General features: G+C 63.1%; 17 protein-coding genes. 12 read left to right on the top strand and 5 right to left on the bottom strand.

From position 1 onward, the window contains the following. The first annotated feature begins 110 nt into the window (after window positions 1-110). The 6 genes from OKW20_RS25300 to OKW20_RS25275 all read left to right on the top strand — a co-directional run bounded on the left by OKW20_RS25300 (window position 111) and on the right by OKW20_RS25275 (window position 4,463). Window positions 111-977: a peptidylprolyl isomerase gene (locus OKW20_RS25300; protein WP_043623010.1), complete on the top strand. Its 867-nt coding sequence runs from the start codon at window positions 111-113 to the stop codon at window positions 975-977. Between the two features lie 213 nt (window positions 978-1,190). After that, window positions 1,191-2,432 (top strand): bifunctional glutamate N-acetyltransferase/amino-acid acetyltransferase ArgJ, encoded by a 1,242-nt coding sequence (gene argJ / locus OKW20_RS25295; RefSeq protein WP_402325236.1) that lies wholly within the window; start codon window positions 1,191-1,193, stop codon window positions 2,430-2,432. A 58-nt stretch (window positions 2,433-2,490) separates the two neighbouring features. Continuing rightward, window positions 2,491-3,309, top strand: a complete 819-nt coding sequence (locus tag OKW20_RS25290) for a GNAT family N-acetyltransferase (protein WP_043623003.1) — start codon at window positions 2,491-2,493, stop codon at window positions 3,307-3,309. A gap of 4 nt (window positions 3,310-3,313) precedes the next feature. Then, window positions 3,314-3,727 carry an 8-oxo-dGTP diphosphatase MutT gene (gene mutT, locus OKW20_RS25285; protein WP_043623001.1) on the top strand — a complete coding sequence of 138 codons (414 nt, stop codon included), beginning with the start codon at window positions 3,314-3,316 and terminating at the stop codon, window positions 3,725-3,727. Between the two features lie 179 nt (window positions 3,728-3,906). Further along, complete coding sequence (locus OKW20_RS25280) at window positions 3,907-4,227, top strand: hypothetical protein (RefSeq protein ID WP_043622998.1); 321 nt, start codon at window positions 3,907-3,909, stop codon at window positions 4,225-4,227. 68 nt (window positions 4,228-4,295) lie between these two features. Beyond that, complete coding sequence (locus OKW20_RS25275) at window positions 4,296-4,463, top strand: Flp family type IVb pilin (protein WP_082006159.1); 168 nt, start codon at window positions 4,296-4,298, stop codon at window positions 4,461-4,463. Window positions 4,464-4,496: 33 nt separating this feature from the next. On the opposite strand, the gene OKW20_RS25270 is transcribed toward OKW20_RS25275, so the two are convergent. After that, window positions 4,497-5,375, bottom strand: a complete 879-nt coding sequence (locus OKW20_RS25270; protein ID WP_429176630.1) for a methyltransferase domain-containing protein — start codon at window positions 5,373-5,375, stop codon at window positions 4,497-4,499. Between the two features lie 101 nt (window positions 5,376-5,476). Between OKW20_RS25270 and OKW20_RS25265 the strand changes: the two genes are divergently transcribed. From OKW20_RS25265 to OKW20_RS25245, 5 genes are all read left to right on the top strand, one after another. After that, window positions 5,477-6,208: a ComF family protein gene (locus OKW20_RS25265; protein WP_429176628.1), complete on the top strand. Its 732-nt coding sequence runs from the start codon at window positions 5,477-5,479 to the stop codon at window positions 6,206-6,208. Between the two features lie 47 nt (window positions 6,209-6,255). Next, complete coding sequence (gene grxC / locus OKW20_RS25260) at window positions 6,256-6,513, top strand: glutaredoxin 3 (RefSeq protein WP_043622990.1); 258 nt, start codon at window positions 6,256-6,258, stop codon at window positions 6,511-6,513. A gap of 65 nt (window positions 6,514-6,578) precedes the next feature. Further along, complete coding sequence (locus OKW20_RS25255) at window positions 6,579-7,436, top strand: carbon-nitrogen hydrolase family protein (RefSeq protein ID WP_429176625.1); 858 nt, start codon at window positions 6,579-6,581, stop codon at window positions 7,434-7,436. After that, window positions 7,433-7,861, top strand: a complete 429-nt coding sequence (locus OKW20_RS25250; RefSeq protein WP_034797716.1) for a DUF1178 family protein — start codon at window positions 7,433-7,435, stop codon at window positions 7,859-7,861. The genes OKW20_RS25255 and OKW20_RS25250 overlap by 4 nt, the downstream gene beginning before the upstream one ends. A 109-nt stretch (window positions 7,862-7,970) precedes the next feature. Next, window positions 7,971-8,537: a GNAT family N-acetyltransferase gene (locus tag OKW20_RS25245; RefSeq protein ID WP_429176622.1), complete on the top strand. Its 567-nt coding sequence runs from the start codon at window positions 7,971-7,973 to the stop codon at window positions 8,535-8,537. A 15-nt stretch (window positions 8,538-8,552) separates the two neighbouring features. On the opposite strand, the gene ubiG is transcribed toward OKW20_RS25245, so the two are convergent. Further along, a complete protein-coding gene (gene ubiG, locus OKW20_RS25240; protein ID WP_090299864.1) occupies window positions 8,553-9,299 on the bottom strand; it encodes a bifunctional 2-polyprenyl-6-hydroxyphenol methylase/3-demethylubiquinol 3-O-methyltransferase UbiG in 747 nt (248 codons plus the stop codon). A 211-nt stretch (window positions 9,300-9,510) separates the two neighbouring features. Further along, window positions 9,511-10,059, bottom strand: a complete 549-nt coding sequence (locus OKW20_RS25235) for a dihydrofolate reductase family protein (protein WP_429176619.1) — start codon at window positions 10,057-10,059, stop codon at window positions 9,511-9,513. A 142-nt stretch (window positions 10,060-10,201) separates the two neighbouring features. Here OKW20_RS25235 and OKW20_RS25230 point away from each other — a divergent pair, with 142 nt between their 5' ends. Further along, entirely contained in the window at window positions 10,202-10,717 is a 516-nt protein-coding gene (locus OKW20_RS25230; protein WP_429176616.1) for a class I SAM-dependent methyltransferase, read from the top strand. 65 nt (window positions 10,718-10,782) lie between these two features. Here OKW20_RS25230 and OKW20_RS25225 read toward each other — a convergent pair whose 3' ends face one another. Further along, complete coding sequence (locus OKW20_RS25225; protein ID WP_429176614.1) at window positions 10,783-12,315, bottom strand: ABC-F family ATP-binding cassette domain-containing protein; 1,533 nt, start codon at window positions 12,313-12,315, stop codon at window positions 10,783-10,785. A 376-nt stretch (window positions 12,316-12,691) separates the two neighbouring features. Continuing rightward, complete coding sequence (locus OKW20_RS25220) at window positions 12,692-13,738, bottom strand: linear amide C-N hydrolase (RefSeq protein ID WP_429177114.1); 1,047 nt, start codon at window positions 13,736-13,738, stop codon at window positions 12,692-12,694. Window positions 13,739-13,794 lie beyond the last annotated feature (56 nt).

Here is a 13,794-nt window from a genome sequence, read left to right as displayed (position 1 = left end):
CAACGCAATTGCACTACTGGACGGCTACAGAACCGCCACATTCTGGTGTTGTGCAGCCGCTACAAGCTGCAGGCAATTGCGCCGAAGGCCAATGTGAAAGGTTAGTGAGCATGACCAAGTTGAAAACCCTGGCCGCCGCGGCACTGGTTGCGGCGATGGCCGTACATGGTGGCGCGCGGGCGGAAGACGCCGATCCGGTGGTCGCCAAGGTTGGCGGCGAGGACGTGCGCCAGTCCGAACTCAACCTTGCTCTGGGCGGTCTCGACCCGCAGCTGCAGCAGATGCCGGAAGAACAGAAGCGCGCCGCTGCACTGTCGGCGATCATCGACGTCAAGCTTCTATCCGCCACGGCCGAGAAGGAAGGCCTGCAGGACGACGCCACCTTCAAGCAGCGCGTCGCGTACCTCACCGAGCGCGAACTGCACAACGCCTACTTCAAGAAGCACGTCGTCGACGCCATCACCAAGGACGAGGTGAAGGCCCGCTACGACAAGGAAGTCGCGGCCATCCCGGTTCAGGAAGAAGTGAAGGCCCGTCATATCCTGGTCAAGACGGAAGACGAAGCCAAGGAAATCATCAAGGAACTCGACGCCGGCAAGAGCTTCGTCGAGCTTGCCAAGGCGAAGTCCACCGATCCGAACAAGAACGACGGCGGCGACCTCGGCTACTTCACCAAGGGCCGCATGGTGCCGGAATTCGAAACGGCTGCCTTCGCTCTCGAGAAGGGCACCTACACCAAGACCCCGGTCAAGACCCAGTTCGGCTTCCACGTCATCCTGGTTGAAGACAAGCGTCCGCAGGCTCCGCCGCCGCTCGAGCAGGTCGAACAGCAGGTTCGCCAGCTCGTCATGCGTGACAAGTATGTCGAGCTGCTTGCCGCTGCCAAGAAGGATGCAGGCGTCGAAATTTCCGACCCAGCGCTGAAGCAGGCCTATGACGAGGCCAACAAGGCGCAGGAAGCGCAAGAAGCCAAGTAATTCGATCGGCGGGCCCTGCCACCGGCGGGGCCTGTCGTCACCGCTTTTTTGTCGATGCCCGGCGGTGAAAACCGTTCGGGCATTTGTCGCAAGATGGATCTGGAGCCGTTTCGGTTGTAGACCGCTCCGGATCTTTGTTCTTAGGCACTCCTGAAGGCCGCCCTGGTTCTTCCTGGAGATGCTTTGGTTTCAACACGTCACAGCAGGTTTCTCATGTCCGGCTCCGTTTCCCCGCTCGCTCCGAAAACCTTTGCCGAAATGCCCTCCGTGCGCGGCGTCCGCATGGCGACCGCAGCCGCCGGCATCAAGTACAAGAACCGCACCGACGTGCTGATGATGGTGTTCGATCGGCCGGCCGTCGTGGCCGGCGTCTTCACCCGTTCCAAGTGCCCCTCGGCCCCTGTCGATTTCTGCCGCAAGAACCTTTCGGGCGGTGTCGCACGCGCCGTCGTCGTCAACTCCGGCAACGCCAATGCCTTCACCGGAAAGAAGGGCCGCGACGCGACGGAACTGACGGCGAAGTCGGCGGCAAAGGCTGTCGGCTGCGCGGAGAGCGAAGTGTTCCTGGCGTCGACCGGCGTCATCGGCGAGCCTTTGGACGCGACAAAGTTTGCCGGCGTGCTCGACGATCTGGCTGCTGCCGGCAAAGAGGATTTCTGGTTCGAAGCCGCCAAGGCGATCATGACGACGGATACGTATCCGAAGGTTGCGACGCGCAGCGCCGACATCGGCGGCGTCAAGGTGACGATCAACGGAATCGCCAAGGGCGCCGGCATGATCGCACCCGACATGGCGACGATGCTCTCCTTCGTGGTCACCGATGCCGACATTGCGCCGGCCGCGCTGCAGGCCCTGCTTTCGGCCGGCGTCGGCCCGACCTTCAATTCGGTCACGGTCGACAGCGACACTTCGACGTCAGACACGCTGATGCTCTTTGCGACGGGCGCTGCATCGGCTGACGGCCAGCCGGCGATCACCGACGCGGCCGACCCGCGGCTCGATGCCTTCCGCGCAGCACTGAACGATCTCCTGCGCGATCTGGCGCTGCAGGTGGTGCGTGACGGCGAAGGCGCGCGCAAGATGGTCGAGGTCACCGTCGAGGGCGCCGAAAACGATGCCGCCGCCAAGCGCATTGCGCTTTCGATCGCCAATTCGCCGCTGGTCAAGACCGCCGTTGCCGGCGAAGACGCCAACTGGGGCCGCGTGGTCATGGCCGTCGGCAAGGCGGGCGAATTGGCCGAACGCGACCGGCTGGCGATCTGGTTCGGCGATGTGCGCGTCGCGGTTGAGGGCGAGCGTGATCCGACCTATTCGGAAGCTGCGGCCACCGCCGTGATGAAGGCCGAGGACATCCCGATCCGCGTCGAGATCGGCCTCGGTTCGGGTCGCGCCACCGTCTATACCTGCGACCTGACGAAGGAATATGTCGAGATCAACGGCGATTACCGGAGCTGAGGCACCGATTGCAGGATGGTGAGCGGCCTGGCGTGCCAGGCCGTACAGAGGTAGCAAGATGACATCGAGTGATATTCGGCCCGTGGCGGGCAAGGCACAGGCCGAAGCTGGGGAAGTGGCAATGGTGGATCTTCCGAACGTGCGCCGTCTCGAGGCCGTGGGTTTCCGCGCCTGGCCGGCAGCGTCCGTGCAATATGATGGCAGCTGGCTGATCCGGCTCAATGCTGGGCATGATTCCAAGCGGTTGAATTCCGTCAATCCGCTCGATCCGTCCGACTATCGCGACATCCCGGTCCGTCTCGAAAAGGCCGCCCGGCGCTTTGCCGATTACGGCCGGCCGTTGACCGTGCGCCAGACGCCGCTGACGCCACCGCAGCTTGTCGCCCATATGGACGCCGAGGGCTGGACCGCGTTCAGCCGCAGCCTGGTGATGACGGTCGATCTCGTCGAGCGCGAGTTTGGCGACGGCATCGATCACCTGCCGATCAAGGACGTCGGCCGCTTCGTCGACGCCTGCATCGGGATTGCGAAGGGCGATCCGAAGCGCAAGGCGGCGCTGGCGGAAATCATCAATGCGATCAAGCCGGAGAGCGGCCTCTTCCTGTTCGAGGATGCCGAAACGGGGCCGACGGCCGTGGCGCTGGTCGTCCAGGACAACGACCTTGCCGGCATCATGCAGTTTGCCGTCGACGAGCGCGTCCGTGGCCAGGGCGTCGGCAAGGCAATGCTCGACGTCTGCCTGCGCTGGGCGCGCCTTCGCGGCGCCAAGAAGGCCTGGCTGCAGGTGGAAGCGGACAACAGCGCGGCCATGGCGCTTTATCGCGGCGCCGGTTTCTCCGAAGTCTACAGCTACATCTACAGAACGCCGGGAGCTTGAGGCCATGGACGCCAACGGAAAGAAGATCGTGCTTGTCGCGGCCTGCGCGCTGGTCGATTCCGATGGCCGCATCCTGCTTGCGCAGCGGCCGGAAGGAAAATCGCTTGCCGGCCTATGGGAGTTTCCCGGCGGCAAGGTCGAGGCCGGCGAGACGCCGGAGGAAACCCTGATCCGCGAGCTCGAGGAAGAGCTCGGCATCCGCACCAAGGTCGCGTGCCTCGCGCCGCTCACCTTCGCCAGCCACACCTATGACGACTTCCATCTCCTGATGCCGCTCTATGTCTGCCGCCGCTACGAAGGGGTTGCGACCGGGCGGGAAGGCCAGGCGATCAAGTGGGTCCGGCCAAAGGCCCTGCGCGATTATCCGATGCCGCCGGCCGACGAACCGCTCATCCCGTTTCTTATGGATTTGCTCTGAACCTACCCGAAATCTGATTGATTATTAATCGATCGTTTATCTCCCTGGCGCAAAGATAGCTCCAATTCAGTTTCGGTACGTATCGTTGGCAACGGCGTATCGATTTCAGGCAGTGCGGTAGAACCAAGCTTGGGAAGGGCGCTTGCGTTCGCCGTATTTTGCGCGTTTGTGAGGCTGGGATGGTGGACGACGATTTCTGGAACACGGTTCAGGAAAAGGATCTGATGAACAATCAGTCCCGCCGGACAGGTGTGCTCAATCTGTCGCTGTTGTTCGGAACAGCGGTGATCGCACTGACGCTGATCCTGACGCCCATGCTGTCGTCAAAGACAGACAAGCGCATCATGGCCAATACGCCTGTCGATTACGACAACATTTCCACCGGCTCCATCCCTTCGAACGGGACCACCAAGCGCTACACGGTTCGGCGCAGCGTCCTTCAGGAAATGCCCGGAGCGGTTTGCATTATCGATGCCGACGGCCGCAAGAGCGGCTGCTGAAACGAACGCCATCCGCCCGTTGGTGCTGGCTTGCGTTTCGGATTGAACAGAAATCAGGCTGGGGACGAATGGAAACGCTTAGACGCTTGTTTCGCGGCAAGGATGGAGGCATCGCCATCGAGTATGCGCTGATTGCCGCCCTCGTCTCCCTCAGCCTGATCTTCGGGGCCAACCAGATCGGCAGTGCGTTGACCTACGTCTACGACTCGCTCGCCGCAGCGTTCCCAAGCGCATAAACATTAAAACCGGATCTGGGGGTGGATGCCGCCCTAAAGCGGCTGCTCTTTCGTACCGAGAGCGGTTGAAAGCCGCTGTTTTGCCGAACCCGGCTTCAACGGCTTCTGCTGGCTCTCGTGCGGTGCCCAACCGGACAGGTAGATGATCGAGAAGGTTGCGCGAATGCGACCGTCCGGATCGGAGAAGCGCTCCGCATAGATTTCCGCAGCTCTGAGGAAAAAGCGCCTGGAAACGGGCGTGCGGCTGCGCGCCGAAAGCGGGCTGGTCATGCCCATGGCGCGCAGGTCGCGGATCAGCGCAAACAGCGAATCGTAGCGGACCGTGTAGTTTTCCGTGTCGGTGACCGGCAGGGCGAAACCGGCGCGCTGCAGGAGCGCGCCGACGTCACGGACATCGGCGAAGGGAATGACGCGCGGGCTGGCGCCGCCCGTCAGCTCGGCTTCCGCAGCCAGCAGTGCTTCGCGCAGTTCCTGCAACGTGCCGCTGCCGGGGATGGCGGCGAGGAACAGCCCGTCGGGCTTCAGCGCCCGCCGCACCTGGATGAAGGCGCCCGGCGTATCATTGGTCAGATGCAGGGACAGCGGCGAGACGATCAGGTTGACGCTTTCCGGTTCGGCCGGAACTTCTTCGAGCGAGGCGATCGTCACCGGCGCCTCGGTCGAGCCGAAGCGGGCGTCGGTCTCGACGCGCTCGATGGCGTCGATCTTGCCGGTCGCCATCAGTTTGCGGGCCGTTTCACCGGTGTAGCCGTGCAGTTCGAGTGCGCGGTCGAAGTGGCGCTCGACCACGCCGACACGCTCGGCGAGCTCCTCGGCCACGATGTCGAGAAGGAATCCGGCCTTCGGATCGGCGTTTCTGAGCGCCCTTGCCCGGTGCGCCTCGACGAGGCTCTGGTCAAAGATTTTTTCCACGATAGTCTCTCCGCGATGGGCAGCAAAGAGACCTTCGGAGGCACAAAGTCAACCGCATGGCATGGGAGAGGTTGCGTATTCCGCAGGCGTGGCGCGCGGGCATGCTGAGACGGTTCGGCCTGGGTCTCGTCGATCTCGTCTTTCCGCCCGTCTGTTGCGGCTGCGGCCGGCTGGTCGGCGATCATCGCGCGGTCTGCGCCTCCTGCTGGGCGACGCTGCCGCTGATCGAACGGCCCTATTGCGATATTCTCGGCACCCCGTTTTCGGTCGATCATGGCGCCGGATCGGTGTCACCGGAGGCGATCGCCAACCCGCCTGCCTTCGATCGGCTAAGGTCGGTGGCGACCCATGAAGGCGTCGCCCGCGATCTCGTCCACGGGCTGAAATATCGCGACCGCACGGATCTCGCGCCGATGATGGCGGCATGGATGATCCGGGCGAGCGACGGCGCCGTCGCTTCCGCCGATGCGATCATTCCCGTGCCGCTGCATGCCTTCCGGCTGTGGAAGCGGCGGTTCAACCAGTCGGCGGAGCTGGCGCGGGCGATTGCGCAACTCTCCGGCCGTCCCTATCAGCCCGATCTCTTGAAGCGCATCCGGCGCACGAGCCCGCAGGTTCGCCTGGGGCTGCGCGCCCGCGAGGAGAACGTGCGCGGCGCCTTCGCCGTCTCGGAAAGCGGCAAGGCGGGTCTCAGCGGGAAAAGCGTGGTTCTCGTCGACGATGTATATACGACCGGCGCAACCGTTGTCGCAGCGACCCGTGCGCTGAAGCGGGCGGGGGCGGGGTCGGTCACGGTTTTGACCTTTGCAAGAGCCGTATCCGGTCTTATATGACAATCAGATGTCCGGCACGGTCGCCGGCAAAGGAGCGGTTCAGGATCATGGCTTCGGTGGTCATTTATACGCGTCAGTTCTGCGGCTATTGCTCGGCTGCAAAGAAACTCCTGGAAACCAAGGGCGTTTCCTTCCTCGAGCACGATGCCACCTATGATCCGAGCGTTCGGAAGGTGATGATCGACAAGTCGCACGGGGGGACGACGTTCCCGCAGATCTTCATCAACGACATTCATGTCGGTGGCTGCGACGATCTGCATGCGCTGGAACGCGCCGGCAAACTCGACGCGATGCTGGCTGCCTGAGGCACCGCACCCCTGCAAGAGGCGACGTCCCGTTTGTCAGCGGTGAGCGCCGGGAGTTGGACGACATGAGTTTCAAGGCCGCAGCCCTTCAGATGTGTTCCGGCGTCGATCCCCGCAAGAATGCGGAGACGATGGTGCGGCTTGCGCGCGAAGCGGCAGCCCAGGGCGCGACCTATATCCAGACCCCGGAAATGACCGGGGCGCTCCAGCGCGACCGGGCGGCTCTGCGCGCGATCCTGAAGGACGAGGCCAACGATCTCATCGCCGCGGCGGCAGCTCAGCTTGCCGGCGAACTTGGCGTCTACCTCCATGTCGGCTCGACGCCAATCGCGCTTGCCGACGGCAAGATCGCCAATCGCGGCCTGCTGTTCGGCCCGAGCGGCCAGAAGATCTGCGACTACGACAAGATCCATATGTTCGACGTCGATCTCGACAACGGCGAGAGCTGGCGGGAAAGTGCGGCCTATCAGCCCGGCAGCATCGCGCGCCTGGCCGAACTCGACTTTGGCAAGCTTGGCTTTTCCATCTGCTACGACGTGCGCTTCCCGGAGCTTTTCCGGCAGCAGGCCGTTGCCGGCGCCGAGATCATGTCGGTGCCTGCCGCCTTCACGCGGCAGACCGGTGAGGCGCACTGGGAAATCCTGCTTCGCGCCCGAGCGATCGAAAACGGCCTTTTCGTCATTGCCGCCGCGCAAGGGGGCATGCATGAGGATGGGCGCGAGACCTTCGGCCATTCGATGATCATCGATCCCTGGGGGCGCGTGCTTGCATCGGCTGGCCCGACCGGCGAGGCGATCGTGCTTGCCGACATCGATGTCGCCGCCGTGCACGCGGCGCGCGCCAAGATACCGAACCTGAAGAACGCCCGCAGTTTCGTGCTCGATGAAGTGGCGCCGACCGGGAAGGGAGGCGTTGCCGCTTGATCCGCTACACTCTTTCCTGCGACAACGGCCACGATTTCGAGGGCTGGTTCTCGTCGAGCGACGATTTCGACCGCCAGGTCGAGCGCAAGCTGGTCTCCTGTCCGAGCTGCAATTCGACGTCCGTTGCCAAGCAGCTGATGGCGCCTTCCGTCGCGACTGCGCGCAAGAAGGAAGCGACGCGGGCCGTGATCATGGACCAGGCGCAGAAGGAGACGGTCGCCAAGATCCGCGAGCTGGTGAAGTCCGTACGCGAAAACGCCGAGGATGTCGGCGAGCGCTTTCCGGAAGAGGCCCGCAAGATCCATTACGGCGAAGCGGAAGAACGCGGCCTGATCGGCAAGGCAACGGCGGAAGAGGCCGTGGCGCTGCTCGAAGAGGGCATTGCCGTCGCGCCGCTGCCGATCCTGCCCGACGAAGTCAACTGACGCACGGGCGGGAAACACTCGCCCCTTTTCGCGTAAACGCGTCGGCGCCCCTTTAAATACAACGGCTTGCTTCCCATCTGGCGGTTTTGCAGTGGGAGTTTTTCAGCCTATGACGTTGTCCGATATCCGCATTTCCACCGATCGCCTCATCATCAGGGCCTTCGCACCCGATGATTTCGTGAGCTACTTTGGCTATCACCAGCTGCCGGAGGTCTATCGCTATCTCTACCAGGAGCCGCTGAACGAAACGGCAGCGCGGACAAAATTCGCCAAGGCTTCGGCGCCAAAGCTTGTGGATGATGGGGATGTCGCCGTGTTCGCCGTCGAGCGTCGGGACGATGGCGCCGTGATCGGAGAGGTGCTGCTGAAACTCGCCAACGGCGCGGCGGAGCAGGCGGAGACCGGCTACATCTTCGATCCCGCCTTTGCCGGCAAGGGCTATGCCACCGAGGCAATGCGGGCTACCCTCGATCTCGGCTTCTCGACGCTGAATTTCCACCGGATCTTTGCCCGGCTCGATGCCCTCAACAAGGGATCGGTCGGTGTCGTCGAGCGTCTCGGCATGCGCCGCGAAGCGCATCTGATCGAGAACGACCGGTTCAACGATGTCTGGGGAGACGAATACGTCTATGCGCTCTTGAAGCGCGAATGGCAGGAGCGTCGGCAGGCCGGTTGAGCCCGCCGACAGCACTTATAGCGGCCGCTTGGCGACGATCATGTAGTTGACGTCCATATCCTTGGACAAGTTCCACTGGTTGGAGAGCGGATTGAAGAAGACGCCGGTCCGCTCGGTCACTTCAAGGCCGTTGGCCACGAGCGGCTTTTCCAGCTCCTCCGGACGCACCAGCTTTTCATACTGGTGCGTGCCGCGCGGCAGCCAGCGCAGCACGTTCTCGGCGGCGAAGATGGCAAGCGCCGCCGCCTTCATCGTGCGGTTGATGGTGGCGACGAACATCAGGCCGCCGGGGCGCACCATGTGGGCGCAGGTGGTCATGAAGAAATCGACATCGGCGACATGCTCGACCACTTCCATGTTGAGGACGATGTCGAAGCTCTCGCCGGCTTCGGCGAGCGCTTCGGCGGTCACCGCGCGATAGTCGACCGCTACCCCGCTTCCGGCCGCATGGGTCTTCGCGATCCCGATGTTCTTTTCGGAGGCGTCGGCGCCGAGCACGTCTGCGCCCATGCGCGCCATCGGTTCCGACAGGAGACCGCCGCCGCAGCCGATATCGAGCAGCCGCAGGCCCTTCAGCGGCTGCGGGCTCCTGGGATCACGGCCGAAATGCTCAGCCACCTTGTCGCGGATATAGGCGAGGCGAACGGGATTGAACTTGTGCAGCGGCCGGAACTTGCCGGTCGGATCCCACCACTCCGCGGCCATGGCGGAAAAGCGGTCAACCTCGCTCTGGTCGATCGTCGTGCGTGCGGTCTCGCTCATGTCGCCGTCTCCTTGCATCGTCCCGACAGCGCCGCGCGTCATTTTACGACGCGCTACGGACGCTGCAACACTTCAAACTGCTGCATCATTTACCCCTAAACCGATCCCGATTTAGGGAGTTGTGCAGCAGTGAAGTCGGACGATCGGACAAGGAAGTCAAGAGGTGGCGCTGGGCCAGATCGGCGCACGCGCCTGCGTGGCACTCGTCCCGCTATGCGCTCGCTTCCGGCTGGTAGTGCAGGATGACGACACCGGATGCCAGAGGGCGCGTGTGGGTCAGCTTGAGTTTCGTTCGCTTCAGTCCTGGTTTGAAGAGGGGCACACCCTCGCCGAGCAATACCGGATTGATGCCGAGGCGGTATTCGTCGACGAGGCCCTTCTCGACCAGTTCGCTGGCGAAATCGGCGCTGCCGAAAATGAAGATCGTGCCGCCTTCGAGCCTTTTCAATCGTTCGACTTCCTTGGCGGCGTCGCCGGTCACGAGCGTCGTCCGTGCCCAATCGGCGGAGGTCAGCGTGCGTGAGAAGACGAATTTCTCGACGCCGTTCATGAAGGTCGCGATGTCACCTTCGGCCGACGGCCAGTAGGCCGCCATCATCTCATAGGTCACGCGGCCGAAAAGCAAGGTGCCCGTTCCGAGCTGTGTTTCGCCGATATAGGCGGCGAGCTCGTCCTCGAAGACGAACCAGCCGATGTCGTGTCCCGGCGCTTCGAAGAAGCCGTCAACGCTGACCATGTCCCACATGATGACCTTGCGCATTTCTCTCTCCCGTTACGGCACGCTCTCTTACGGGGAGAGTGGCAAATCTGATATAATTATGCAAGCGGTTTTATATTTGCATCGGATGGATTCACGCCGGCACGCGTGCTAGTTTTCGGAGAAGGGAAGGAGAGCAATCCAGATGACGCTGAACAGGATCGACTGGGCGATCGACGTCATCGCGCCCCGCCCGTCCGATCATCTGCTCGAAGTCGGCTGCGGACACGGCGTTGCCGTGACGAAGGTTTGCGAGCGGCTTGTCGATGGGGAGATTGTCGCGGTCGACCGATCGGCTGCGATGGTGGCAGCCGCAGCACGCCGAAATGCCGAATATGTTGCCGCCGGGCGAGGCGCTTTGCGGGTCGCGGAGCTTCGCTCGCTCGATCTCGGTGGCCGTCGCTTCGATAAGGTGTTCGCCATGCGCGTCGGCGTGTTCACGCGGGGCGATCCCGCCCGCGAGTTTGCGGCGCTGGTGCGGCTGTTGAAGCCGGAGGGCCGCCTTTTTCTTTTCCATGACGAGCCGTCCACGGGGGCGGACGACGTTGGCGCGCGGCTTGAGGCGGCGGCCCTTCGCCACAGCTGGCAGGTCGAGGTCCGGTTGGCGAAGAGCTTCGACAGCGGCGAGGTCGCCTGCCTGATTGCGCGGCCGCCAGCCTGACGGTTTTGCGACTGATGACGCCCGTTTTCTTTGCGGGCGCCACGTTTGCGATGATTGGGGTTATGTCAGCCGACGTCGCCTGCAGCCGCCGAGGCGAAGAAGTCCTCGGGATCCTCGACCTCGACGAGGCGGCGCTTTTCGATCAGCCAGAAACGATCGCCGACATTGCGCACGAAGCTGCGGTCGTGGGAGACGAGCAGGCAACTCGTCTCGTTTCTCAACAGCTCCGCCTCAAGCGCTTCCTGGCCCTCGATGTCCAGGTGGTTGGTCGGTTCGTCGAGCAGGTAGAAATTGGGCTCCTTCAAGCGCAGCACCAGCATGGCAAGACGCGCCTTCTGGCCGCCTGAGAGCCGGCCGATCGCCTTTTCCTGCATGTCGATGCCGACGCCGACACCGACGAGCAGGCTACGGGCGCGCTGATCGCCGAGCGAGAAGCGGCGGGAGAGTGCTGCAAGCGGCGTCTCGTCATCCGACAGTCCGGCAAGTGCCTGGTCGCTGTAGCCGAGCACGAGCGAGGGCGTTGCCTTCAGCGTTTCCGGCGCGCGGGAGGGTTCGTCGATCGCGGTGCGGATGAGATTGACGAGCCGGGTCTTGCCGGCGCCGTTTTCGCCGAGCAGCACGATGCGGTCGCCCTGGCAGATCCAGCGCTTGCCGGTGCGGAAAAGCGGGGTGCCGTCGGGCGTTTCGACCTGAACGTCGTCGAGCGTCACCAGGATCTTGGCGTGGGTGCCGCGGTTGGCGAGCCGGATCGCACCGGCTGAGCGCTCCTGATGCGCTGGCTTTGCCGCATCCTCCAGCCGCTCCGCCCGCTGTTTCAACTGCTTCGTCTTTATCGTCAGCAGGTCGCTTCCGGAGTTGATGCCGATGTTGTTGAGCTTGGCGGCCTGGCGACGCAGCTGCTGTGCCACCTTCATGTCGCGCTGGTAACGCCGCTCCTCGGACGCGTCCACTTCGTCGAGAGCGGCGCGCGCCCGCGAATAGGGGAGCGCGAAGACCGGCGATTGCTCCGGCCTCAGGAACAGCGTGCGGTTGGTGGTTGCGTCGAGGAAGGCGCGGTCGTGGCTGGCAACCAGCACCGGCACGTCGCGTGGCAGAGCGTTCAGCCAGGCCTCGAGCCGGCCGATCTTGGCGAGATCGAGATGGTTGGTCGGCTCGTCCAGCAGCAGCGCGTCGGGCTCGCTGACCCAGACACGGGCAAGCAGCATCAGCCGCTGCCAGCCGCCGCTCAACTGCGAGACGGCACGCGCCCGCAGAACCTCCGGCACATCGAGGGAATCGAGCACGATATCGACGCGCCAGCTTTCGTTCTCCGCCTGGTCTGCCGGGAGCGCCGAAAGAACCGCGTCGTGGAAGGAGAGAGGCAAAAGGGACGCAGGCACGTTCTGCTCGACGTGGCCGACCGTCAGGCCGCGCGAGCGGGTGATTTCGCCCGCCGTCGGGTCGAATGTGCCGGCGATCGATTTCAGCAGCGTCGACTTGCCGCGCCCGTTGGCGGCGACGATGCCGATACGGTCGCCTGACGCGACGGAGAGGTTGAGGTTGGAGAAAAGCGGTGCGCTCAGGCTGACGCCGAGGTTGCGGATATTGATCAAGGCCATGGTCGTTCTCTGGACTGCGCGAGCGACGATGAGGCATCCGGGGTGGCAAGCTTATGCCGTGGTTGGCGGATGGTTTAACCCGCGACAGCGAGGGGCTGTGCTCGGGCCATGTCGGCTCGGTATGGGAAGACGATGCAGGCGTTCAAACCGGTACGGTTGCGCACTGCATCACTCTGGGCAGACCAGGGATAGGTTCGCGATGTTGCAAAGTATGTCCGGTCAGCCCTGCAAACGCATCTGCAGGGCTTGGACGGGGCCACGCTGGCGGTGGTGCCGGAAAAATGTCATCACGTGCAGCCCCCCTTCCTCGAATTCAAGTCGCGCGGTGTGAATACCATCGTCGCGTGCAACTTTCAATGCCCCCGGCATCGAAGGCTCATATCTGCAGGCCGAGGAACTTGAATGGTTCGGCCGGCTTGAAATCGCCGGTCGCGTCGCCCGAATAGGTGTGATCCTGGTTTTCGCCGAGATCGAGTTTCATCACCTTGCCGGTCTCCTTGGCAAAGTCGATCTTCTTCAGGTCGACCCAGAAGGTGTTTGGTGTCAGCGCGGATTCGAAGAAGTAGAGCTTGCGCTTGTGATCGACGACGGTGCGCCAGCGGGTCGAGGAAATGTTCGGTTCTTCCGGGGTGTTGAGCCCATAGGGGACCGAGACATTGCGAATGACGCTAAAGACGCTTGCCAGCGCCCGGTCGGGGTTCTCGTCCTTCGGGATAGCATTGACGTAGAAGGAGGCGCGGGCGAACCGGTCGGATGCTCGGTTGGTGCCGGGCAGCATCACCGTTCCGCCGATCTGCTTCCAGTAACTGTTCAGCGCCAGTTGCTGGTCGAAGACAGGCGAGTTGGTCATGACCTGGTATTTGCGGTCGTGGTGGATCACCTGCTTGCCGCCGATATATTCGACGATGGCGCTATCGCCCGTCGTGTCGGAGATGGAAAGGTGCAGCGTCGTCAGGCGGTTCTCGCCCGGAACATTGTCCGTGACGATGGTGAAGGGCTCTTTCTCGAGCGCTGTCACTGCCTCTTCGACAGTTGCGAAGCTGTCGAGCACATATTGCGCCCAGGCGGCGATCGTCAGGCCGGGCTTCGATTTGTCATTGAACTCGGGGTATTCGGATTCGACCAGCCAGAGCAGATTTGCATTCAGCCCTACCTCGTTGACGCCGTCGGTGGTGGAGACGTCATAGCCGGTGGCAACGACGCTGCCATACTTCGCCGTCCATTTGAACGAATTGGGGCCGGCCTGGCCATCGCGTTCGGTGCCGCGCGGCAGCACCCAGAGATTGGTGGCGACATCGCTCTTCCAGTCCATGGAACGCGCTGTGATGATATTGTCATCAGGGCCGAGATAGACGAGGCGCGTGCAGGCTTCGGCGCTGGTCTGGGCAAGGACGAGAAGGCTGGCGAGTGCCGCTGAAACAATCGAGCGGGCGGACTTTCCGATAAACGTCACGGCATTCTCCCTTTCAGGTCGCGTGC

It is taken from the genome of Ensifer sp. LBL, assembly GCF_050435225.1.
Taxonomy (GTDB): Bacteria; Pseudomonadota; Alphaproteobacteria; order Rhizobiales; family Rhizobiaceae; genus Ensifer.
Note: the sequence above shows the minus strand (reverse complement) of the source record. Positions and strands in the feature narration are given on the sequence as shown.